This is a genomic window from Wenzhouxiangella sp. XN201 (assembly GCF_011008905.1).
Classification (GTDB): domain Bacteria; phylum Pseudomonadota; class Gammaproteobacteria; order Xanthomonadales; family Wenzhouxiangellaceae; genus Wenzhouxiangella.
Genome location: NZ_JAAIVI010000022.1, coordinates 65387 through 88629 on the forward strand (window position 1 = coordinate 65387; position 23243 = coordinate 88629).

At 63.0% G+C, this 23243-nt stretch carries 21 protein-coding genes; 10 read left to right on the forward strand and 11 right to left on the reverse strand.

Going from position 1 to position 23243, the window contains the following annotated elements; all coding sequences use genetic code 11:
* Positions 1-96: 96 nt before the first annotated feature.
* Positions 97-816 carry a divalent cation transporter gene (locus G4Y73_RS13130; protein WP_164232277.1) on the reverse strand — a complete coding sequence of 240 codons (720 nt, stop codon included), beginning with the start codon at positions 814-816 and terminating at the stop codon, positions 97-99.
* Positions 817-1007: 191 nt separating this feature from the next.
* Positions 1008-1535, reverse strand: coding sequence for a CHRD domain-containing protein (locus G4Y73_RS13135; RefSeq protein ID WP_164232278.1), 528 nt, complete (start codon positions 1533-1535; stop codon positions 1008-1010).
* Positions 1536-1751: 216 nt separating this feature from the next.
* On the opposite strand from G4Y73_RS13135, the gene G4Y73_RS13140 reads away from it, so the two are divergent.
* Positions 1752-2222, forward strand: a complete 471-nt coding sequence (locus G4Y73_RS13140) for a glutaredoxin family protein (RefSeq protein WP_205596651.1) — start codon at positions 1752-1754, stop codon at positions 2220-2222.
* Positions 2223-2235: 13 nt separating this feature from the next.
* Here G4Y73_RS13140 and G4Y73_RS13145 read toward each other — a convergent pair whose 3' ends face one another.
* Positions 2236-2475 (reverse strand): hypothetical protein, encoded by a 240-nt coding sequence (locus G4Y73_RS13145; RefSeq protein WP_164232279.1) that lies wholly within the window; start codon positions 2473-2475, stop codon positions 2236-2238.
* A 132-nt stretch (positions 2476-2607) separates the two neighbouring features.
* Positions 2608-4635, reverse strand: a complete 2028-nt coding sequence (uvrB, locus tag G4Y73_RS13150) for an excinuclease ABC subunit UvrB (RefSeq protein ID WP_164232280.1) — start codon at positions 4633-4635, stop codon at positions 2608-2610.
* 102 nt (positions 4636-4737) lie between these two features.
* Here uvrB and G4Y73_RS13155 point away from each other — a divergent pair, with 102 nt between their 5' ends.
* Together G4Y73_RS13155 and G4Y73_RS13160 are read left to right on the forward strand one after the other, a co-directional pair.
* Positions 4738-5916 carry a pyridoxal phosphate-dependent aminotransferase gene (locus G4Y73_RS13155; RefSeq protein WP_164232281.1) on the forward strand — a complete coding sequence of 393 codons (1179 nt, stop codon included), beginning with the start codon at positions 4738-4740 and terminating at the stop codon, positions 5914-5916.
* The gene (locus tag G4Y73_RS13160) at positions 5913-6593 is read left to right on the forward strand and encodes a YceH family protein (protein ID WP_240451361.1); all 681 of its coding nucleotides are present in this window, start codon (positions 5913-5915) and stop codon (positions 6591-6593) included. Before G4Y73_RS13155 ends, G4Y73_RS13160 begins: the two co-directional genes overlap by 4 nt.
* On the opposite strand, the gene G4Y73_RS13165 is transcribed toward G4Y73_RS13160, so the two are convergent.
* From G4Y73_RS13165 to G4Y73_RS13180, 4 genes are read right to left on the reverse strand one after another with little or no spacing between them, the layout of a single operon-like run.
* Positions 6584-7834 (reverse strand): RNA polymerase sigma factor, encoded by a 1251-nt coding sequence (locus tag G4Y73_RS13165; protein ID WP_164232282.1) that lies wholly within the window; start codon positions 7832-7834, stop codon positions 6584-6586. The two genes, G4Y73_RS13160 and G4Y73_RS13165, sit on opposite strands and share 10 nt — an antisense overlap.
* 39 nt (positions 7835-7873) lie before the next feature.
* A complete protein-coding gene (locus tag G4Y73_RS13170; protein ID WP_164232283.1) occupies positions 7874-8230 on the reverse strand; it encodes a DUF1428 domain-containing protein in 357 nt (118 codons plus the stop codon).
* On the reverse strand, positions 8227-8754 hold the full coding sequence (locus G4Y73_RS13175) for an SRPBCC domain-containing protein (protein ID WP_164232284.1): 528 nt from the start codon (positions 8752-8754) through the stop codon (positions 8227-8229). Before G4Y73_RS13175 ends, G4Y73_RS13170 begins: the two co-directional genes overlap by 4 nt.
* On the reverse strand, positions 8751-9113 hold the full coding sequence (locus G4Y73_RS13180) for a YciI family protein (RefSeq protein ID WP_164232285.1): 363 nt from the start codon (positions 9111-9113) through the stop codon (positions 8751-8753). Before G4Y73_RS13180 ends, G4Y73_RS13175 begins: the two co-directional genes overlap by 4 nt.
* A gap of 213 nt (positions 9114-9326) precedes the next feature.
* Here G4Y73_RS13180 and G4Y73_RS13185 point away from each other — a divergent pair, with 213 nt between their 5' ends.
* From G4Y73_RS13185 to G4Y73_RS13210, 6 genes are all read left to right on the forward strand, one after another.
* Entirely contained in the window at positions 9327-9851 is a 525-nt protein-coding gene (locus G4Y73_RS13185) for a GspH/FimT family pseudopilin (protein WP_164232427.1), read from the forward strand.
* Positions 9852-9968: 117 nt separating this feature from the next.
* Entirely contained in the window at positions 9969-10847 is an 879-nt protein-coding gene (locus G4Y73_RS13190; protein WP_164232286.1) for a retropepsin-like aspartic protease, read from the forward strand.
* Between the two features lie 190 nt (positions 10848-11037).
* Positions 11038-11676 carry a TetR/AcrR family transcriptional regulator gene (locus G4Y73_RS13195; RefSeq protein ID WP_164232287.1) on the forward strand — a complete coding sequence of 213 codons (639 nt, stop codon included), beginning with the start codon at positions 11038-11040 and terminating at the stop codon, positions 11674-11676.
* Positions 11673-14111: an acyl-CoA dehydrogenase gene (locus tag G4Y73_RS13200; RefSeq protein ID WP_164232288.1), complete on the forward strand. Its 2439-nt coding sequence runs from the start codon at positions 11673-11675 to the stop codon at positions 14109-14111. The genes G4Y73_RS13195 and G4Y73_RS13200 overlap by 4 nt, the downstream gene beginning before the upstream one ends.
* Positions 14112-14259: 148 nt before the next feature.
* Positions 14260-16629, forward strand: a complete 2370-nt coding sequence (locus tag G4Y73_RS13205) for a 3-hydroxyacyl-CoA dehydrogenase NAD-binding domain-containing protein (RefSeq protein WP_164232289.1) — start codon at positions 14260-14262, stop codon at positions 16627-16629.
* A 126-nt stretch (positions 16630-16755) separates the two neighbouring features.
* A complete protein-coding gene (locus G4Y73_RS13210; protein WP_164232290.1) occupies positions 16756-17934 on the forward strand; it encodes an acetyl-CoA C-acyltransferase in 1179 nt (392 codons plus the stop codon).
* Positions 17935-18009: 75 nt separating this feature from the next.
* On the opposite strand, the gene G4Y73_RS13215 is transcribed toward G4Y73_RS13210, so the two are convergent.
* From G4Y73_RS13215 to ffh, 3 genes are all read right to left on the reverse strand, one after another.
* Positions 18010-20097, reverse strand: coding sequence for a prolyl oligopeptidase family serine peptidase (locus G4Y73_RS13215; protein WP_164232291.1), 2088 nt, complete (start codon positions 20095-20097; stop codon positions 18010-18012).
* 90 nt (positions 20098-20187) lie between these two features.
* Entirely contained in the window at positions 20188-20961 is a 774-nt protein-coding gene (locus G4Y73_RS13220) for an AMP nucleosidase (protein ID WP_164232292.1), read from the reverse strand.
* Between the two features lie 10 nt (positions 20962-20971).
* Positions 20972-22345 carry a signal recognition particle protein gene (gene ffh / locus G4Y73_RS13225; RefSeq protein ID WP_164232293.1) on the reverse strand — a complete coding sequence of 458 codons (1374 nt, stop codon included), beginning with the start codon at positions 22343-22345 and terminating at the stop codon, positions 20972-20974.
* A gap of 68 nt (positions 22346-22413) precedes the next feature.
* Between ffh and ccsA the strand changes: the two genes are divergently transcribed.
* Positions 22414-23241, forward strand: a complete 828-nt coding sequence (gene ccsA / locus G4Y73_RS13230; protein ID WP_164232294.1) for a cytochrome c biogenesis protein CcsA — start codon at positions 22414-22416, stop codon at positions 23239-23241.
* Positions 23242-23243 lie beyond the last annotated feature (2 nt).

Sequence of the window (23243 nt, forward strand, 5' to 3'; positions counted from 1 at the left end):
ATGGGCGAAAGGATATACAACAGAACTGCATGCGTTTCAGAAAGGATTCAAGGCCAACAGTGGCCGGCCCCCTCGGTTTCGTATGGGCCTGTCGAGTCAGCCGGCCCCGACCAGACCGTGCCCGATCATGCCCATCAGGAAACCGGCGACAGCGCCCAGCGGCGGAGCCCAGTGCCGTTCCAGCCGGGCCTGGGGCGCAATGTCCTGGAATACCAGGTACAGGATGCCGCCGGAGGAAAAGAGCATGATGGCGCCGACCACGGCGCTTAGATCCGAAAGCAGGAAATAGCCCGCCAGCGCACAAGCCGGCCCTAACAGCGCAATCAGCCCGAACACAACGACAATCCGCACGGCAGTAGTTGAGGTCGTTTCGCGGATTTCGCGAAAGGCGTTGAACGATTCGGGCAGGTTCTGCAGGGCAATGAGGGCCGCCAGCAGCGGCGCGGAACCGGTACCCGCTGCGAACACCGCGCCGAGGGCAAGCGCCTCGGGAGCGAAATCGGCCAGCATGGCCACAAGCTGGCTGGCGGAAGACTTGCGCCGCGCCAGCAGACGATCGAGCAACATGAAGGCGATTCCGCCGAGGATGAAGCAGGCCGCGGCCGCGGCAAGCGGCAGTGACTCCATGCCGTCGGGCACGAGCACCAGGGCCACAGCAGCCAACAGGGCGCCACCACCGAAAGCGACGATCGAGTGACGGAACTCCTCTTCGAGCCAGTCAGGCCGAATGCGCTCCACTGCTGCCAGCGCCGCTCCGGTCGGCACACTCAGACTTGCAGCGGCGGCAATCGACAATACAAAAATCCATTCGGCCATTAGACTTCAACCTCCCGATATCGAACGGTGCCGCGGGTGTCCTTGTCTGTGTCGCCTTGGGATAAGCGCCTGCTCGCGATTAGCCCACCGTCAGATCGTGTCGAACGGTGAAGAACCGGAGTCCGGGATTCTAAAACTGTCCCCGCGAATGTGCGGGGACAGTTACCTCAATCAGCCGATGGGCACCAGATTCACTTCCGGCGGGAACCTCGTATCTGGCCGCGAATTTCGCCGCCAGGTGATAACACAGAGTGAACATTGACATATGCGGCGCCAGCCCGGATGGCGGCGATCACCGCGTCCAGGTCACCCGCCATGATCTGCTGGGTGGCCGACGAGCCGACGACCTCGCTGGCTGTGATGGTACCCGAAACCGTGCCCGACTCCGGACAGGTGGCCGTGCCGGCCGGACCGGGTATGGCAGCGGTGCCGCACAGCCAGGCCACCACGGAACCATTGACGTCGGCATTGGCGAAGTGAATGTGGGCCATCGTGACATCGCCCTGGAGGTCGAAGTAGCTCAGCTCGAAGTCGATGGAGCCGCCATCCGGGCTGATCATTGCCCGAAAATCGCCAATGGCGACGGTCGAGACCGAGGGAACTTCTTCATAGCCACTCAGACTGGCCTGAATACGCTCCGCACTGGCCAGGGTGGGAACAGCCAGAACTACGGCGACAAGTGGTGAAAGAACTGCGTGTTTCCGGTTGAAGCATCCCATTGGATCCTCCTCTTCGGCGTTGCACCGAAGTACTCATGGTTTCCCCTTGTGCGCCGACCAGATTACGCCGCGCCCCCAAAGCTGTCAATCAAGTTGCGCGGCCGACCAACCAGACAAGCATCAGTCGCCAGGCATCCCGAGCAGCATTGGCAATGCCGCAGGCCTGCGATCCGGCATTCCGTATCGATCAGGGCAGGGAGTCGACTTTCCGGTACCATGATTGCCATCAAACGCCAGGCAGGTATCGAGTCGGTGTATAAGTTGATCGCAATATGGATGGTACTGGCCTGCACTCTCGTCGATGCACAGGTATACCGGTGGGTGGATGAGGACGGCAATCTCCATTTCAGCGACCGCAAGCCGGTTGAGGAGAACTCCGAAGAGGTCGAGCTCAAGTCGATCAATAGCTACGAGGCGGTGGAGATCAAGTCGGCGCCACGGCTGGCTGCCGAAGGTAAACAGCCAAGGGTAGTCATGTATGCCACCGATTGGTGCCCTTACTGCGCCAAGGCCAGAGAGTACTTCGCCGACAACGGCATCCGCTACACCGAATATGATATCGACAATGATCCGGCAGCCCGACGCCGCTACGATGCCATGGATGCCACCGGCGTGCCGGTGATCCTGGTCGGCGATACGCGCATCAACGGCTTCAGCGTGGAAGGCTTCGAGCGCGTATATGAGTAAGTCCGATCGCGGTCTACAGTGTTGACTTAATACCCAGAAACGCCAACAGCATTAGCAGCATGCACCCCGCCATTCTGAGGGCCTTTACCCGGTACCGGTTGCCCTCTTCGGTAAATATATCCGGCATAAACAACCATATAGGAAACCAGATAATCCATCCCTTCCCTGGAATAACGTTGCAAATCGCCTGCAGAGAGAAAAAGAACCAAGCTACCGCACAAGAGAAGAACGCCAAGGCCAGCAGAGCCATCATGACATATACAGCAGATTCCAAAACCAACCCCCCAATAATTCTTATAGTCGACTACTGATGTCGACAAACGTCCTGCCCGAAGTTAAATAGAATGCCATTGCCTACTCCCACGGCTAAGCTGTACTACTGAAACTACTTCGCCAACGCACTATCCGGTAATTGGAAGCCCTTTTCACGGATACGCGAGATCTGATCGCGAATTTTCGCTGCCTTTTCGAATTCCAGATCTTCGGCCGCCTTGAACATTTCCTTTTCCAGGCGGGCGATCTCTCGGGCGGCCTGTTCGGGAGATACCGCTTCGGCCTTGTATTCGGCCGGCTCTTCGGCGGCCTTGCGGCCGGGGCGCTTGCCGGGGGTGTGCTGGGCATCGGACATGATGTCGGCGATGTTCTTGACGATGGTCTTCGGCGTGATGCCGTGTTCTTCGTTATGCGCGATCTGTTTGGCTCGGCGACGTTCGGTTTCTTCGATGGCGCGGGTCATGGAGTTGGTCATCTTGTCGGCATACAGGATGGCCTTGCCGCGCAGGTTGCGTGCCGCACGGCCGATGGTCTGGATCAGTGATCCTTCGGAACGCAGGAAGCCTTCCTTGTCGGCGTCGAGAATGGCCACCAGCGAGACTTCCGGCAGGTCGAGGCCCTCTCTGAGCAGATTGATACCGACCAGTACATCGAAGGCGCCCAGGCGCAGGTCGCGGATGATCTCGACTCGCTCCACCGTGTCAACGTCGGAATGCAGGTAGCGCACGCGCACGTCGTGCTCGGCCAGGTACTCGGTCAGGTTCTCGGCCATGCGCTTGGTCAGGGTGGTCACCAGGACGCGATCGCCCTGTCCGACCCGATCATGGATTTCGGAGAGCAGATCATCGACCTGACTCGCGACCGGGCGGACTTCGACTTCCGGGTCGATCAGGCCGGTCGGCCGCACGACCTGCTCGGCCACGGTCTGCGAATGATCGAACTCCCACTGTCGGGGCGTCGCCGAGACCAGGACCATCTGCGGTGCTCTCGCCTCGAATTCCTCGAACCTCAGCGGCCGGTTGTCCATCGCCGAGGGCAGGCGAAAACCGTATTCGACCAGGGTTTCCTTACGCGAGCGGTCGCCGCGGTACATGCCGCCGATCTGCGGAATGGTGACGTGCGATTCGTCGACGATCAGGATCGCGTCCTTGGGCAGGTAATCGAACAGGGTCGGCGGCGGATCGCCGGCCTGGCGCCCGGTGAGATGGCGCGAGTAGTTCTCGATGCCCTGACAGTAGCCGAGCTCGAGCATCATCTCGATATCGAACTGGGTGCGCTGGCTCAGCCGCTGGGCTTCGAGCAGCTTGCCGGCCTGCTCGAGCTGTTCGAGGCGCTCCTTCAGTTCGGCCTTGATCGCCTCGACCGCGTCGAGCACCACCTGTCGCGGCGTGACGTAGTGGGTCTTGGGAAAGATCGTCAGCTCGTCGGTCTTCTCGTGGAGCTCGCCGGTGAGCGGATCGAAATAGCTGATGCGCTCGATCTCGTCGTCGAACAGTTCGACCCGTACCGCCTCGATTTCCGAATCTCCGGGAAACAGGTCGATCACCTCGCCGCGCACGCGGTATGTGCCGCGCCTGAGCTCGAAATCATTGCGTGAATACTGCATCTCGGCCAGGCGCCTGAGGATCTCGCGCTGGTTCATGCGCTCGCCGACCTTCAGCGGCAAGGTCATCTTCAGGAAGGAGCTGGGATCACCCAGGCCGTAGATCGACGAAACGGTCGCCACGATCAGCGAATCGGGCCGTTCGAGCAATGCCTTGGTCGCCGACAGGCGCATCTGCTCGATGTGCTCGTTGATCGAGGCGTCCTTCTCGATGAAGGTGTCCGAGGACGGCACGTAGGCCTCGGGCTGGTAGTAGTCGTAGTAGCTGACGAAATACTCGACGGCGTTATCGGGGAAAAAGGCTTTGAACTCGCCGTAGAGCTGCGCGGCCAGGGTCTTGTTGGGCGCCATTACCAGCGCCGGGCGCTGCACCCGCTCGATCACGTTGGCCATGGTGAAGGTCTTGCCCGAGCCGGTCACGCCCAGCAGGGTCTGATGCGACTGCCCGGCCCCGAGCCCTTTAACCAGCGCATCGATGGCCGTCGGCTGGTCGCCGGCCGGCTCGTAGCTGGACGCCATGCGAAATCGCTTGCTCATTGGCCGGTTTCACTGATCAACATTGCAGCAGGGATTATAATCGGGGGCTCGTCAAGAACCGGGCCGATCCGGTTCCGATTCACAGCCAGTAGGGAGAACACCGTGACATTCCGATTTGCCCAGCGCGTCGCCCAGGTCAAACCGTCTGCCACCATTGCAATGGCGGCCAAGGCGGCCGAACTCAAGGCGGCCGGCAAGGACGTTATTTCGCTGAGCATGGGCGAACCCGATTTCGACACTCCGGCGCACATCCGCAAGGCCGCTACCCAGGCGATCGAGGCCGGCCAGACGCGCTACACCCCGGTCGACGGCACGCCGGAGCTCAAGCAGGCCGTGATCTCGAAGTTCCAGCGCGACAATGAACTGAGCTACGAGCCCAATCAGATTCTCGTCTCCACCGGTGCCAAGCAGAGTCTGTACAACCTGATGCAGGCGCTCATCGGCGAGGGCGACGAAGTTCTGATTCCCGCGCCCTACTGGGTGTCCTACCCCGACATGGCCCGGCTGGCCGGTGGCGCGCCGGTGATTCTCAACACCTCGGCCAGCAATAACTACCTGGTCACGCCCTCGCAGCTGGAAGCCTCGATCACCGATCACACGCGCCTGCTGATGCTCAACTCGCCCAGCAATCCCAGCGGCCGCGCCTACGCGCGCGAGCAGCTGGCGGCCATCGGCGAGGTGCTGATCGATCATCCCAAGATCATCGTCTGCACCGACGACATCTACGAACACATCTGGTGGGCCGACGAGCCCTTCTCGACCCTGGCGCAGGTTGTGCCCGGCCTGCAGGACCGCACACTGGTGGTAAACGGGGTTTCCAAGGCCTACGCCATGACCGGCTGGCGCATCGGCTATGCCGCCGGCCCGGCCGAAATCATCAAGGAAATGAAGAAGATCCAGGGCCAAAGCACCTCGAACCCGAGTTCGGTCAGCCAGGCCGCCGCCGTGGCCGCGCTCAACGGCGACCAGGATTGTGTGGGCCAGATGTGCAAGGCGTTCAAGGAACGCCACGACTGGCTAATCCCGGCGCTCAACGAGTTGCCGGGCGTGAGCTGCGAGCCTGGCGAGGGCGCCTTCTATGCCTTTGCCGACTTCAGCGAAGCGATCAAGAAGCTGGGCCTCAAGGACGATATCGAGCTGGCCGAGCATCTGCTCGAGAAAGCCCTGGTGGCCTCGGTGCCCGGCAGCGCCTTCGGCACGGCCGGCCACCTGCGCCTGAGCTTCGCCTGCGGTCTCGACACCCTCAAGACCGCCGTGGAACGAATCGGAGACGCGCTTTGAGCGACGAGATCGACAACGAAGACCGCGACGACGCGGAAACGGCCGGCGACGAGCCGCAAGGCATTCGCCTGAGTGCGGTCGAAGCGCGCGTGCTCGGCTGCCTGATCGAAAAGGAGTCGACGACGCCGGACGCCTACCCGCTGACGCTCAATGCCACCACCACGGCCTGCAACCAGAAGACCAGCCGCGAGCCGGTGATGAAGCTCGAGCCCGGCCGCGTCGGCCAGGCCCTGCGCGAGCTCGAACGCAAGAACCTCGTACGACATGATTTTTCATCACGCGCCGAACGCTACCGGCACACCGCCGAGAAGGGCCTGGAGCTGACCGAAGCCCAGCTGGCGCTGATCGCCCTGCTGATGCTGCGCGGCCCGCAGACCGTCAATGAACTGCTGACGCGCACCGAGCGCATTCATCGCTTCGAAGACGCCGACGACGTCGTCTATGCCCTCGACCGGCTCGCCCAGAAACAGCCGCCCATGGTAGTTCGCCTGCCGCGTCAATCAGGCCAGCGCGAGGACCGCTACATGCACCTGCTGTGCGGCCCGGTCGACTCCCATCAGCCAGCGCGGGCGGAATCAGCGCCGATTGAAAGCGCCCCGGCCCGTGATGTAATGCTCGAACGCATCGAAGCGCTTGAAGCGCGCGTGGCCGAACTCGAAAACCGCATTCAAGACTGAAGCGAATCCAGGCGGCGGCGCACCAGGCGCTGTTGCGGTTCCTGCTCGGTCAGCGCCAGTGCCCGCTGCCAGGCATCGCGGGCCGCCCGATTCTCGCCCAGACGGGCCAGCAATTCCGCCCGTGTGGCATGCGCCGGGAAGAAGTCCGTCAACTCGTCGCGCTCGAGAATCGCCTCCACCCGATCGAGTCCCGCCTGTGGGCCGTCGCGCATGGCGATGGCCGCGGCCAGGTTGAGTTCGACCACCGGCGAGGGCGCAATGCGCATCAGCACCCGGTAGAGTTCGACGATCTGCGGCCAGTCGGTCGCCTCCCAGGACGGCGACTCGGCGTGCAGCGCCGCAATCGCACCCTGCACCGAGTACGGTCCCCATTGCCTGGTCGCCAGCGCCTGCTCGACCAGGAGAACACCCTCGGCGATCTGTTCGCGGTCCCAGCGCGAGCGATCCTGGTGTTCGAGCAGCACGATATCGCCGGCCTCGTCGATGCGGGTTGCCCGGCGCGCGTCATGCAGCAGCATCAGCCCCAACAGGCCGCGGGTTTCAGCATCCGGGGCGAGCCGCACCAGCAAACGGCCCAGTCGCAGCGCCTCGCTGCACAGACGGGGACGGGTCAGTGTTTCACCGGCCGACGCGGCATAGCCTTCGTTGAACACCAGGTAGACGACGTGTAACACGGCCTCGAGCCGCTGCGGCAGATCGCGGGCCTCGGGCAATTCGAAGGGAATGCCGGCGTCGCGGATCTTGTGCTTGGCGCGCACGATGCGCTGGGCCATGGTCGGCACGGCGGTTAGAAAAGCGCGCGCCACCTCTTCGGTGGTCAGGCCGCAAACCTCGCGCAGGGTCAGGGCAACCTGGGCCTCGCGGGCCAGCGCGGGATGGCAGCAGGTAAAGATCAGGCGCAGAAGATCGTCCTCGACCACCGGATCGTCCTCCGGCCCCGGCCCGACGGCCTGCGAACCATCGGCAGCGAGTTCACGGGCAATCTCGGCCCAGCGCGAGTTGCGCCGCATGCGATCGATGCCCTTGTGGCGCGCGGTCGATACCAGCCAGGCACGCGGCTTGTCCGGCACACCCGCCTGCGGCCACTGCTCGGCCGCCAGCGCGAAGGCCTCCTGCATGGCTTCCTCGGCCTGCTCGAAATCACCCAGCAGGCGAATCAGGGTGGCGAATACGCGCCGGGACTCGGACCGGTAGATCGACTCGATCCGAGCCTCGACCGAGGCTGACCCGATCGGGTTCATGCAGCCACAATCAGGTAGGCGTTCAACGCCATGAGGCCGCTACTTGTCGACCAGCACGGAAAAACCACCCCAGGCCATGCGGCCACAGTCGAAGGGCATGTCTTTTGGCCCCATGGCCTGAATGCGAGGGTCTTCCATGACCTTGCGGTTGACCTCGTCGCGATGCTCGCGCGAGCGGTACACGATCCAGGCAAAGACCACCGTCTCGCCTTCGTGACAGCCGGCCATTTTCGGGAACGGCACCAATTCGTCACTTTCGAGATCATCGCCGACACACTCGATGTATTCGAGCGCGCCGTGCTCCTTCCAGATTTCGCCGGCTTGCGCGGCAATCTCGCGATAATCGTCGATGCGATCTTCAGCGATCGGTAGAACGAAACCGTCTACGTATTTCATGATTTTCTCTCCTCGAGATGTTGTTGTAGCTGGTCCAGTGTTCCGCCCCAACCCTGGCGGCAGTCGTCATGGCCATTGCCGAAACGCTCGATCTCGGCCAGCGTGGCATCGGCGGGAATCCATTCGATGCCCAGCCGGGAGCTTTCGCCGTGCGCCTGGAATCGGATGACGGTATAGACCAGCAGCGGCCAGTCCGGCTCCCAGGGATGCCGGGTCGGTCCGCCGCCGTTCTCATCGGAGAACAGCGCCAGGAAATCCAGCCGGCTTTGGGGCTCGATGCGCTCGATATCCCAGCGCCCCCACATCACGCCACCGTCGGGCAGGTCGAGGCCGTAGTGAAAGTGCCCACCAACTCGCAGATCGAGATCGGCATGACGGCACGGAAAACCCTTCGGCCCCCACCATTGCAGCAGCCGGTCGCGCTCGGTCCAGGCGCGCCAGACATCGGCAACCGGCGCGTCGAATTCACGCTCGAGGCGAAAAGTCACATGTTCGGCGAGGTTGCGTTGCCGGGCAGTACTCATGCGCCCCCCTGCTCGTCGAGTTGCAGCTCACGCACCGGCCGGACCTCGATCGAGCCGACCCGGGCCGGCGGAATGCCTTCGGCGATGCGGATCGCTTCGTTGAGATCGCGCGCTTCGACCATATAGAAGCCGGTCAACTGCTCGGTAGTTTCGGCAAACGGCCCGTCGGTCACCAGGGTCTTTCCCTCGCGAACCCGGACGGTGGTGGCGGTTGCGACCGGCTCAAGCGCCTGCCCGGCGATGAGTCGGCCATCATCGATCAGCGAGGTCGCGTAGGCATGGCACTCCGGATCGCGCGGGCTTTCGGGCAGGTCATGCAGGTGGTCTTCACGCGCATAGACCAGGCAGAGATATTTCACGATGCACTCCTTTTCGGCTGTACTTACTCCATGGTCGATTGGATCGGCCGGGATTCGACATGCTCGCGAACACGGCTTGCGCCGCCCCATCCAGCAACTTACATCCCGATTGGAAAAATTCCTACACCTGACAGCGTCGGTTGAGGCTAGAGGCCGGTCGGGCACCTGCGGGAACATGGCAGTCCAGGCACCACAGCAAGAGGAGCCCCGACCATGAGGACACAGACGGGATTGACCCTGATCGAACTGCTGATCGCAGTATCCCTGATGGCGGTCATCCTGACCACCGCCGTACCGGCCCTTGGGAATTTCCTTGAACAGCAGCGACTGACCGCCGCCGCCAATCAGCTCGTCGGTCACCTCAACTATGCCCGCTACGAGGCGGTCTTTCGAAACCAACCGGTGGCCGCCTGCCCAAGCTCGGACGGACTGAGCTGCAGCGGCGGCAATCGCTGGGACAACGGCTGGATCGTCTATCTCGATCCCGAGAGAAAGGGACAGCCGGACGGGCCCAAAGACATACTGCGTGTGGTCGAGCCGCAGACTTCCCTGCTGATGCACTCGGCAGGACGCCACCGCGTCCGTTTCCAGGGCCACGGCGGTGCCTACGGCACCAACCTGACCATCCGCGTATGCGCCCCCGACCAGCCGGACATGGCACGCGCCGTAATCGTATCCAACCCCGGCCGCGTCCGCGCAACGCGCGATGTTGATCCGGCTGAATGCTCTCCCTCCTGAATGGAGCAGCGTGCGGCTTGCCGGGAACCGCAGCCTCGGTTAAGGTTTTCGGCTGGCGAACCACAGTAGGAGGGCCTTATGGCCAGGGAATGGACTCGGACCCTGACGGGCATTTGCATGGCAGCGATCATCGGGCTGGTGACATCAGCGGCTTTGGCACTGGAAACGGACCCCGAAGGCTGGATCGCTTTTGACGGCAGCGAGGGCCAGATCGGGCTCGATGGCAGCGTCAACGGCGAACCGGTCCGGATCATCATCGACTCCACCGTCAACACCAGCGTGATTTCCACGGCGTTCGCGGAACGAGCCGGTATCCGGAAAGATCACAAGGTCGAGTTCGAGATGGGTGGAAGTCTCGCGAATAAACGGGTCTATGCATCGCGCCGATTCGAAGTCGAAATCGACGGGTCCTCGCTGAACTTCAGTGGTCTGCCCATCGTCCCCGGTGACGGCTTCGACATGATTCTCGGCCACCCGGTTTTCGAAGGCGCCGTGGTGCAGATCGACTACCCCAATCAGCGATTCCGCTTCCTGTCTCCGGAGGCGGTGAAGTTCGAAGGCAATACGGAAGTGCGCCGGGGTCCGCTGGGCGAACTGATGGTCGAGACCGCGATTGAAGGCAACCGTGCCTGGCTGACGCTGGATACCGGTCTTCCAGGCGCCACGCTATTGACCGAAGACTTCGTAATCAGCAACGGGCTGGAAGACAAGCGGATCGAGCCGGCGCAAGGAACGGACTCCGAACAAACGGAAGCAGACGCCCTTCAAATGCTGAAACTGGACAGGGTCGAACTCGGACCCTATCGCTTCGAGCAATTCCTTGCCCGTTACGGCGGTGACGAAAAGCGGACCATGGACGTCGGTCGCGGCGAGACCGGCAGCCGAATACGCAAGGATCGCTCGCATCACGACGGCCTGCTGGGCTACGAAGTCCTGAAAAACTTTCTGATCACAACCGACTTCAGCAACGGCAAGCTGCACCTGCACGTGCCCTGATCGCAGGGCAGCAACCTATTGGCCACGACCCGGCGACCTGGCCGGCACGCAGGCGCCTGGGCAGCGCCTAGTGCCACGCGTGGTGGTCGGTTTGGACCACCACGCAGCCAAGCGCCACACATCATTCCCGCTTGCAACGGATTGGTCCAGGGCGTAAGATTAAAACGGTTGTTTTAATCGGACGTTTCAATTGTCGGAATCCACTCGCGACCGCATTCTCGACGCCGCCGAGCGCCAGTTCGCCGAACAGGGATTTCACCTGACCACGCTGCGGCAGATTACCCAGGCGGCCGAGGCCAACCTGGCCGCGGTGAACTATTACTTCGGCTCCAAGCAGGAACTCATCCGGGCGATCTTCCGGCGCCGGCTCGATGCCTTGAACGCCGCCCGGCTGGAACGCCTCGAAACCGTACTCGCCGACAGCGACCCCCCCGATCTGGAAGCCGTTCTCGATGCCTTTGTCGAGCCGGCACTGGAATTCACCCGCGGCGGCGATGCCGAGGGCCAACGCTTCATGCAGCTTCTGCTGCGCGCCTTCGCCGATCGCGATACCGCGCTGCAAGAGGCCATGCGCCATGAATACGCGCACGTGATGCGCCGCTTCGCCGACGCCGTTGGCGACGCCCTGCCAGGCGCCGAACCGGCACGACTGCGCCAGCAACTCGACTTCATTGTCGGCGCCCTCACGCTGACCATGGCCGAATCAGCCCTGAAGGACACCCGCATCATTGCCGCCGAGCTGGTGCAATTCGCCGCCGCCGGCCTGCGCGGCAGTCTCGAATCCCGAATCCACGATGGTGCCCGACGCACCCTGGAGGCCACATCATGACCTGGTTGTTGATCCTCGCACTCCTCATCGGCCTGCTCGCCCTGGCCTGGTTTCGCACTCCGTCCTGGCTGGCCGCATTGCTGGCCATCGCCTCCCTGGCGGGCACCATCTGGTACGTGGCCGCCTGGCCGGTAATCACGCTCTACGCAATTGCTGCCGTCGCCCTGACGGTGGTCGCCATCCGCCCCTTGCGCCGGATGCTGGTCTCGGACCGCCTGTTCGGCTGGTTCAAATCGGTACTGCCGGCAATCTCGGATACCGAACGCGAAGCGCTCGACGCCGGCACGGTCTGGTGGGACGCCGAACTGTTTTCCGGCCGTCCACGCTGGAAGCGTCTGTTCGCTATCGACAAGCCGACACTGTCGGCCGAAGAACAAGCCTTTCTCGACGGCCCCGTGGAGGAGCTCTGCGGCATGCTGGACGAGTGGCAGATTACCCACGAGCTCAAGGATCTGCCGGAGGAGGCCTGGCAATTCATTCGCGACCAGCGCTTTTTGAGCATGATCATCCCGAAGGAATACGGTGGCCTGGGATTCTCGTCCCAGGGCAATGCCGCCGTGGTCACCAAGCTTGCCACTCGCAGCCTGTCAGCCGCCGTTTCCGTAATGGTGCCCAATTCGCTCGGCCCCGGCGAACTGCTGATGCATTTCGGCACCGACGGGCAGAAGAATCACTACCTGCCGCGCCTGGCGAAGGGCGAGGACATCCCCTGCTTTGCCCTCACCTCCCCGCTGGCCGGCTCGGATGCCGCCGCCATGCCCGACGAGGGCATCGTTTGCAGGGACACCTTCGAGGGCGAAGAAGTCCTCGGTCTGCGCGTCAGCTGGGACAAGCGCTACATCACCCTGGCACCGATCGCCACGGTGCTCGGGCTGGCCTTCAAGGCGAGGGATCCCGAAGGCCTGCTCGGCGGCCCGGAAAACCTGGGCATCACCTGCGCCCTCATCCCGACCGACACACCGGGCGTGGAGATCGGCGATCGCCATCTGCCTGGCGGCAGCATCTTCCTCAATGGTCCGACCCGCGGCAAGGACGTGTTCATTCCGATGGACTGGGTCATCGGCGGCCAGGAACGTGTCGGCCAGGGCTGGCGCATGCTGATGCATTGCCTGGCGGCCGGCCGCGCCATTTCCCTGCCGGCCCAGAGCGTGGCCAACGGCAAGCTCACCAGCATGACGACCGGTGCCTATGCCCGCGTGCGCTATCAGTTCAAGCAGCCGATCGGCCAGTTCGAGGGCATCGAGGAACCGCTGGCGCGCATCGGCGGCGAGACCTACCGCATGGAAGCCGCCCACAAGCTCACGCTCAGCGCGCTCGACCATGGCGAGAAACCGGTCGTTCTGTCGGCCATTCTCAAGGCCTACCTGACCGAGGCCAACCGGCGCGTGCTCAACGACGCCATGGACGTGCACGGCGGCAAGGCCGTGGTCGAAGGACCCAACAATTACTTGTCGATCCCGTGGCAGTCCATTCCCGTCGCGATCACGGTCGAGGGCGCCAATATCCTGACCCGCTCGATGATCGTCTTTGGCCAAGGTGCCATTCGCTGCCACCCCTACCTGCTTAAGGAAATGCAGGCGGCCCAGGATGACGATGCCAGGGCCTTCGACAAGGCGTTGTTCGGTCACATCGGCTTTCTGATCTCCAACCTGGTGCGGGCGCCGCTGCTGGCGCTGACCGGCGGGCGCCTGAGCCTGAGCCCGGTCTCTGGACCGACCGCGCGCGACTACCGCCGCATCAATCGCCTGAGTTCGGCCTTCACCCTGATCGCCGACCTGTGCCTGCTCATCCTGGGCGGCAAGTTCAAGTTCAAGGAAACGCTTTCCGGCCGCCTGGCCGACGCCCTGGCACATCTTTACATGGCGTCGGCCAGCCTGCGCCGCTTCGAAGACGACGGTCGGCCCGCGGAAGACCTGCCGCTGGTGCAGTGGGCCGTCAGCGACAGTCTCAATCAGGTAGAGAATGCACTGCTGGCCGTGCTGCGCAACTTCCCGCTGCCATTGATGGGAGGGATTTTGCGGCTCAAGCTCTTCCCCTGGGGCCGCCGCCATCATCCGGTCGACGACCGGACCGGCCAGCGAATCGCCCAGTTGATGCAGGAAGACAGCCCCGGCCGCGAGCGCCTGATCAATGGCGCCTACCAGTCGAAGGCTGATGATGGCCTGGGACTGCTGCTGCAGGCCTTCGATGCCGTTCTCAAGGCCGCACCGGCCGAGATGGCGGTGCGCAACGCGCTCAAGGTCGTGCCGAGCCCGATCAACGTCGACGAAGTCGTCGGCAAGGCCGTAGCCACCGGCGTGATCACCGAGGAACAAGGCACCGACCTGAAGCGGGCACAGGAGCTGACGGCGAAAGTCATTGCCGTTGACGAGTTCACGCCGGAGGAGATCGGCGGCCGACAGGCAATGCAACCACCTGTCGCCAAGGCCAGTTGAGCAACTTCAAAAAGACCTTTTAAACGCAAAGACGCGAAGCAGCGAAGAACGCAAAGAAATCATTCAATTAATAACTTCGCGATCTTTGCTGCTTCGCTGCTTTGCGTTTCAAAGATTTTCAAACAGGACCTGATAGAAGGGACATGAAATGAACGACCACAAGCTCAAGGTAAGACGTGCTGCGGTGCTGGGTGCCGGGGTAATGGGTGCGCAGATTGCCGCGCATCTGACCGCCGCCGGTATTCCGGTCGATCTCTACGACCTGCCCTCCGACGAGGGTGACCGCAACCAGCTGGCCGAGAAGGGGCGGCAGGGCCTGCTCAAGCTCAAGCCTGCGCCGCTGGCGAGCAAGGACCTGGTTGATTTCATCCGGCCGCTGAACTTCGCCGATGACCTGGAAAAACTGGCCGATTGCGATTTCATCATCGAGGCCGTGGCCGAGCGCATGGACATCAAGCGCGACCTCTACGGCAAGCTCGCCCCGCACATCCATGATGGTGCGATCTTCGCCTCCAACACCTCGGGACTTTCGATCACCGAGCTGTCGAAGGAACTACCCGAAAACCTGCGTGGCCGCTTCTGCGGCGTGCACTTCTTCAACCCGCCGCGCTACATGCACCTGGTGGAACTGATTCCACACGCCGGCACCGACGACAAGGTCATGGACCTGCTGGAGGACTTCCTCACGCGCAACCTCGGCAAGGGCGTGGTGCGCGCCCGCGACACGGCAAATTTCATCGGCAACCGAGTCGGCATGTTCACCATGCTGTCGGTGATGCATCATGCCGATCGCCTGAGCCTGGGCTTCGATACGATCGACGCCCTGACCGGCCCGGCCATCGGCCGGCCCAAGAGCGCCACCTTCCGCCTGGCCGACGTGGTCGGGCTGGACACCATGGGCAATGTCATCAATACCATGAAGTCGCAGCTGGAAGAGGACCCCTGGCACGCCTGGTTCCGGCAGCCGGAATGGCTGCAGAAGCTGATCGAGGGCGGCGCGCTGGGCCAGAAGGCCGGCGCGGGCGTGTTTCGCAAGGAAGGCAAAGCCATCCGGGTATTCGATCCCGCAACCGGCGACTACCGAGACAGCGACTACAGCCTGCCGGACGAAGTGCAAAAGGTACTGGCCATCAAGGACCCGGGCGAGAAACTTGCGGAAATGGCGAAGTGCGCGAATGTCCACACCGAATTCCTGTGGTCGATCCACCGCGACCTGTTCCACTACTGCGCGTATCACCTGGCCGAGATCGCCGACAGCGCGCGCGAAGTCGACCTGGCCATTCGCTGGGGCTACGGCTGGAAGGTGGGCCCGTTCGAGATCTGGCAGTCGGCCGGTTGGAAGGAGATGGCCGACCTGGTCGAGAAGGACATCGCCGGCGGCAAGACCGGCGTCGATGCCGGCCTGCCGGAGTGGGTCAATCAAATCGAGGCTGCACACACCGTGGAAGGTTCCTGGGCGGCCGACCAGGCTCGGTATCTGCCGCGTCCGGACCTGCCCGTCTTCCAGCGACAGTACCAGCCGGTGCGCCTGCTGGGCGAGAAAACCGAATCGGGTACCACGGTGCACGAGAGCGACTCGATCCGGCTCTGGACCCTGCACGACGACGTACTGATCGCCAGCCTGAAAAGCAAGATGGCGGTGATCGACAACGGCGTCGTCGACGGGCTGAATGAAGCCATTGACCGCGCCGAATCGGGCTTCGAAGGCCTGGTGATCTGGCAGCCCAAGGGGCCCTTCTCGGCTGGCGCCAACCTCAAGGCCGCCGCCGAAGCGATTCAGAAGGGTGACTACGACAGCGTGCGCGAACTGGTCGCCGGCTTCCAGTCCGCAAACCTGCGCCTGCGGTATTCGTCCGTGCCGACAGTCGCCGCGGTGCGCGGCCTGGCCCTGGGCGGCGGTCTGGAGCTGGCCATGCACGCGGCGACCCGCGTGGCGCACCTGGAAAGCTACATGGGCCTGGTCGAGGCCGGTGTCGGCCTGCTGCCGGCCGGCGGCGGACTCGGCACATTGGCGATGCAAATTATCGACGACACGAAAGCCGGCGATACCTATCCCTTGCTGGAGAAGCGCTACAAGCAGGTCGCCATGGGCCAGGTCGCGGGATCGGCCATGGAGGCGAAGGAAATGGGTTACCTGCGCGAGCACGACCGCATCGTGCTGCACGAACACGAACTGCTGCATGCCGCACACCACGAGGTTCGCGCCATGGCCGCCGCTGGCTATCGGCCGCCGCTGGCCGGACGCAAGTTCCCGGCTGCCGGCGACGTCGGTATCGCCACGCTCAAGATGCTGCTGGTCAATATGCTCGAAGGACGTTTCATCTCCGAGCACGACTTCGAGATCGGCAGCCGCATTGCGACCGTCCTGTGCGGTGGCGAAATCGACCGCGGCTCAAACGTCGACGAGGCCTGGATCCACCGCCTCGAGCGCAAGCACTTCCTGGAACTGGCCGCGATGGACAAGACCCAGGAACGCGTGGCCCATATGCTCAAGACCGGCAAGCCGCTGCGCAATTGATACAGACAAACAAACAAGAGGAACCACGGAAAGCACTGAATACACGGAAACATCCATTAAAAATTTCCGTGACTTCCGTGTCTTCCGTGGTTCCAGTTAAGTGAATGAGGCAAAGGAATTTCAATCATGAGTGACGCATACGTAGTAGCCGCCGTTCGAACGCCCGTCGCAAGGGCGTTCAAGGGTGCATTCAGGAATTACCGCCCGGACGACATGCTGGCCCACGTGATCCGCGAATCGCTGGCCGAAGTCCCCGAGCTCGATCCCGCCCGCGTCGAGGACGTGATCGTGGGCTGCGCCATGCCCGAGGCCGAACAGGGCATGAATGTCGCCCGCATCGGTGCCCTGCTCGCCGGCTTGCCCGACAGCGTGCCCGGCGTAACCGTCAATCGCTTCTGCTCATCGGGCCTGCAGACCGTGGCCATGGCCGCCGATCGCATCCGCCTGGGCGAGGCCGACGTGATGATCGCCGGCGGCACCGAGACCATGACCATGGTGCCGATGATGGGCCACAAGGTCGCGATGAACCCCAAGGTGTTCGAAGACGACAATGTCGCGATTGCCTATGGCATGGGCATTACCGCCGAGAAGGTGGCGAAGAAGTGGAACGTCTCGCGCGAAGACCAGGACGAGTTCGGCTACCAGTCACACCAGAAGGCGATCGCCGCAATCGACGGCGGCGAGTTCACCGAAATCCGTCCGGTCACGGTCACCAACCGCGTGCCCGGTGCGGATGGCAGCGTGCGCGAGATCGAGACGGTCGTCGATACCGATGAAGGTCCGCGCCGCGACACCACGCCCGAGGCGTTAGGTAAACTCAGGACTGTCTTTGACGCAAAAGGCACGGTCACCGCCGGCACCAGCTCGCAGATGTCCGACGGTGCCGGGGCGCTGATCCTGGTTTCGGAGCGAGTCGTCAAGGAACTCAAGCTCAAACCACTGGCCGTCTTCCGAGGCTTTTCGGTTGCCGGCGTCCCGCCGGAAGTGATGGGTATCGGCCCGATCGAGGCCATTCCGAAGGTGCTCAAGCAGACCGGCATCGGCAAGGACGAGCTGGACTGGATCGAACTCAACGAAGCTTTCGCCGCCCAGGCCCTGGCGGTGATCCGCAATACCGAACTCGATATCGAGAAGGTCAACCCGCTCGGTGGCGCCATCGCCCTGGGTCATCCGCTGGGGGCAACCGGCGCCATACTTGCCGCCAAGGCGATCCACGGCCTGCAGCGCCGCCAGCAGCGCTACGCCATGGTCACCATGTGCATCGGCACCGGCATGGGTGCGGCCGGAATTTTCGAACGCGCCTGACCGGCAACAGCATGAAAAAGGGCGCGACGCCGATGACCCGCGTCGCGCCCTCTTCGGTTTCCATCTGCAGACCGATCAGTCGTCTGCTGGTTTCAGTTGATGGTGCAGGTAGGCGTAGATCAGCCCCGACAGGAAGGCCTGCTGCTTCAGGTTGGCCGCGCCACCGTGGCCGCCCTCGATGTTTTCGTAATACAGCACGTCATGACCCTGGTCGAGCATCCGCGCCACCATCTTGCGGGCATGGGCGGGGTGCACGCGATCGTCGCGCGTCGAAGTCGTGAAAAAGGCCCTGGGATACTCGGCCTCGGCCGAGACGTTCTGATACGGCGAATACCTGCCGATGTATTCCCACTGCTCGGGTTCATCCGGGTTGCCGTACTCGCCCATCCAGCTGGCGCCGGCCAATAGCTTGTGGTAACGCTTCATGTCGAGTAACGGCACCTGGCAAACGACAGCGTTGTAAAGTTCCGGACGCTGCACCATCACCGCACCGACCAGCAGGCCACCGTTCGAGCCGCCCTGAATACCCAGATGCTCGGGTGAGGTGATCTTGCGCTCGATCAGATCCTCGGAGACGGCGATCAGGTCGTCGAAAGCGCGCTGGCGGTTCTCCTTCAGTGCGGCCTGGTGCCACCTGGGTCCGAACTCGCCACCGCCGCGAATATTGGCGAGCACGTACACACCGCCGCGCTCGAGCCAGGCCGAGCCGGTGACGCCCGAATAGTTCGGCGTGCGCGAAACTTCGAATCCGCCGTAAGCCGACAACAGGGTCGGATTGCTGCCGTCGGCCTCGAAGCCACGCGGCTCGACGACGAAGTACGGAATCATCGTGCCGTCGGCCGATTCGGCCTCGTACTGCGCCACGTTCATGCCTTCGGCATCGAACCAGGCGGGTTCGGCCCGGACCTCACGGCGCGAATCAGACACGGCATCAGCCTCGAACAGGGTCGAGGGCGTGAGGAAACCGGTGTAGTCATAGAAGAAACGATCGGAATCATCATCGGCGGTCACCACCGTGATTGTTCCCATGGGCGGCACATCGAGCTCCTGCTGCTGCCAGCTCCCTTCCTCCCGGACAAAGCTCACGAGCTTGCCGTTGACCTTGTCGAGCAGGTTGATCAGCACGGCATTCTCGGTGGTGGTCACGCCATTGATCGACTGGTGCTCGTCGGGCTGGATCAGCACTTCCAGGCTGGGCGAATCGCCGACAAAACTTTCGACCGGGCCCGCCACCAGGGCGCCCTGCCCGAAGCTCGTCTCGCCCACGGTCCACTCGGACTTGAGGTCAACCAGCAGCTGGCCGTCAATGACTCCGGTCAGCTCGGCATCGGCGGGAAGGTTTAGCCGCTTCGTTTCACCGCCTTCGAACAGGTGGTACTCGCGCGTGAAGATACCCGGCGCCCGGATGATCAGGTCGTAGTAATCGTCGCCGTCATGCATGCGCATGGCAAACACACCGACATCGCCGCGCTCGCCCTCGAACACCGTTTCGGCCTCGGACAAATCGCTGCCACGATGCCAGATACGCACGCTGCGCGGATAGCCGGAATCGGTGACCTGCTCGTCAGTGAAAGCCGGGCCGACGAAGACGCTGTCGCGGTCGCGCCAGGTGATCGAACTCTTCGATTCCTCGAGCCGGAAGCCGTCTTCGACAAACTCGCCGGTCTCGAGATCGAATTCGCGCCGAACGGCGGCATCGGCCCCGCCGACCGACAGTCCGATAAAACAGCGATCATAGTCCGGGTAGCGGCAGTCCGAACCCGCCCAGACCCAGTTTTTGTCCTCGCGTTCAGCCAACTCGTCAACGTCGAGAATCACGTGCCAGTCGGGTGAATCGCCACGATAACTGTCGAGCGAGGTCCTGCGCCAGATGCCGCGCACGTGATCCTCGTCGCGCCAGAAGTTGTAGATCTCGCCGCCCCTGAGCGCGGGATAGGCGATGCGATCGTCCGAGGTCAGGATTTCAAGCGCACGCTCGTGAACCGGCTCGAACAGCGGATGCGACTTCAGGTGTTCGAGGGAACGTTCATTCTGCCCGCGCGCCCAGGCCAGGGCGTTCTCGCCCTCGACATCCTCCAGCCACAGCCAGGGGTCATTCCCGGCCATGGTCACTGTCGGAGCGAGCAGCCCCGCCGTCAGCAGTGCAGTCCACAATATCCTCATCAATCATATCCAAAGTTGGTTCGGAATCGCGCATCATGCCAGTAAGTCTGACAGACCGCCTGTGCCGAAAGTGACAGCACGATAGCAAGATCAGTCAAAACGAAGATGCTTGACCGAGCGTCCCTCGTCGCGAATTTCCTTGAGTGCATCGATGCCGATGGCAATCTGCGCATCGACGTAGTGCTGCGTGACAACGCGGTCGGAGGCATCAGTCTTGACGCCATCGGGGACCATTGGCTGATCAGAGACCAGCAGCAGCGCGCCAGTCGGAATCGAGTTGGCGAAGCCGGTGACGAAGATGGTGGCCGTTTCCATGTCGATGGCCATGCAGCGCGTCCGGCGCAGGTACTTCTTGAAGGCCCGGTCATGTTCCCAGACCCGCCTGTTGGTGGTGTAGACGGTGCCGGTCCAGTAGTCCAGGCCGTGGTCCCGGATGGTCGAGGAAACGGCTCGTTGCAGGGTAAAAGCTGGCAGCGACGGCACCTCCGGCGGGAAGTAGTCAGTCGATGTGCCCTCGCCGCGAATGGCGGCAATCGGCAGGATCAGGTCGCCGAGCTGATTCTTTTTCTTCAGCCCCCCGCACTTGCCCAGAAACAGGCAGGCCCGGGGATCGATGGCGCCGAGCAGATCCATGACGGTGGCGGCATTGGCGCTACCCATGCCGAAATTGATGATTGTGATGTTGTCGGCCGTGGCATTTCGCATCGGCCGGTCCTTGCCCCGAATCTCGGCGCCCATGGCCGCTGCGAACTTGTCGACGTAGTTGTCGAAATTGGTCAGCAGGATGTACTGGCCGAAATCGGCCAGCTCGGTCCCCGTGTACCGGGGCAGCCAATTTTCGACGATATTCCGCTTGGTATCCATTCAATAGGCCTCAGCCGCCCGGAAACCCGCCACCGGGCAGTCCACCGCCGGGCAATCGTTTCATCATCTTGGCCATGGCGCCCTTGCTGCCGACCTTCTTCATCATTTTCTGCATTTGCTTGTGCTGCTTGAGCAAGCGGTTGACGTCCTGGATCTGCAGCCCGGAACCGGCCGCGATGCGGCGCTTGCGCGATCCCTTGATGATGTCCGGGTAGCGTCGTTCCTTCGGCGTCATCGAATTGATGATGGCGACCAGGCGCCTGGTCTGGCGATCATCGACCTGTGACTTGACGGCCTCGGGGAGATTGCCCATGCCAGGCAGCTTGTCCATCAGCGCGCCCATGCCGCCAAGCTTGTCCATCTGCAGCAGCTGGTCGCGAAAATCGTCCAGACCGAAGCGTTTGCTGGCCTTGCCGACCTTGCCAGCCAGTTTCCGGGCCTGCTTCTGATCGACCTTGCGCTCGACCTCCTCGACCAGGCTGAGCACGTCGCCCATCCCCAGGATGCGCGAGGCCAGGCGGTCGGGATGGAAGGGCTCGAGACCATCGATCTTCTCGCCCGTACCCAGGAACTTGATCGGCGCACCGGTGATATGACGCACCGACAAGGCCGCGCCGCCGCGGGCGTCGCCGTCGGCCTTGGTCAAAACGACGCCGCTCAGCGGCAGCGCCTCGTGGAAGGCCTTTGCCGTGTTGGCCGCGTCCTGGCCGGTCATGGCATCGACCACGAACAGCACCTCGGCGGGATCGACCGCGGCGTGCACGCGGCGAATCTCGTCCATCATGGCCTCGTCAACTGCCAGGCGGCCGGCGGTGTCGAGGATCAGCACGTCGGCGAACTGCCTGCGCGCCTGGCCGACGGCGTCTTCCGCGATGCGCACCGGATCGGCCGCCTCGTCGGATCGGAAGAAGCCGGCCTCGACCTGCCCGGCCAGGGTCTCGAGCTGATCGATAGCGGCCGGGCGGTAGACATCACAGCTGGCCAGCATGACTTTTTTCTTGTGACGCTCCTGGATCAGCTTCGCCAGCTTGCCGGCAGTCGTGGTCTTGCCGGCACCCTGCAGGCCGGCCAGCAGGATCACGACCGGGGCCTGGCGATCCAGGGCCAGCGGCGCCTGCTCGTCGCCGAGGACGTGTTTGAGTTCCTCGTGGACGATCTTGATCAGGGCCTGGCCAGGCTTGAGCGCCTTGCTGACTTCCTGTCCGACGGCGCGCTCGTTGACCCGGGCGATGAAATCCTTGACCACCGGCAGCGCAACATCGGCCTCGAGCAGCGCGACGCGGACTTCGCGCAGGGACTCGCGGATATTGTCCTCGGTCAGGCGGCCGCGGCTGCGCAGCCGTTCCAACGATCCGGACAGTCGATTGCTAAGCTGGTCGAACATGTGATGACTTCACGATTTGGTGGCTGGAATCATTATACTGGGCCCGAGTCCCATCCAGTCAGTGATCCTTGGATATACAGATTCTGATTTACCTTTTGCCGATCGTCATTTACCTGGGCGCCACGGGCCTCCTGGTGTTGGGGGAAGTTCGCGACCGGCAGGCTTTCCGGACTTTCGGACTGATCCTGATTGGCCTGGGCGTCGTATTGCACGCCTTCGCGGTCGTACACGGCATCGACCTGCCTGCGGGATGGGACGCCAATTTCATTAACCTGTTGTCGCTAACCTCCCTGCTGATCATAGGCACGCTGCTGGTCACGGCGGTGGCGACCGGCACGGTCGAGGCCTGCCTCATCGCCGCCCCTGGGGCCGCGCTGTGCCTGCTGCTGCAGTGGCTGGTGCCGGCCGAACCGCTGATTCTCGGCAGCCTGTCGACCACGACCCGCCTGCACATCGTCAGTTCCCTGCTCGCCTACAGCCTGCTGAGTATCGCGGCGATCAATGCCCTGATGCTGGCCGCCCAGGACTATGCCCTGCGACACCCCCTCGCCTATCGCCGGCTTGAATTCCTGCCGCCACTGGTGGTGATCGAATCCATCATGTTCCGGCTGATTGCCGCCGGCTGGCTGCTCCTGACCCTGGGCCTGATCAGCGGACTGGTGTTCGTGGACAACCTGTTCGCCCAACACCTGGTGCACAAGTCCGCCTTGTCGATACTGTCGTGGATGCTGTTTGGACTGCTGCTGTTTGGCCGCATCCGCCTGGGCTGGCGCGGCCGTAAAGCCGTACGCTGGACCCTGATCGCGATGAGCCTGCTCCTGCTGGCCTACTTCGGCAGCAAACTCGTGCTGGAAGTGTTCCTGGATCGCAGCTGGCAGGCTCCAGCCAGCGGGTGATG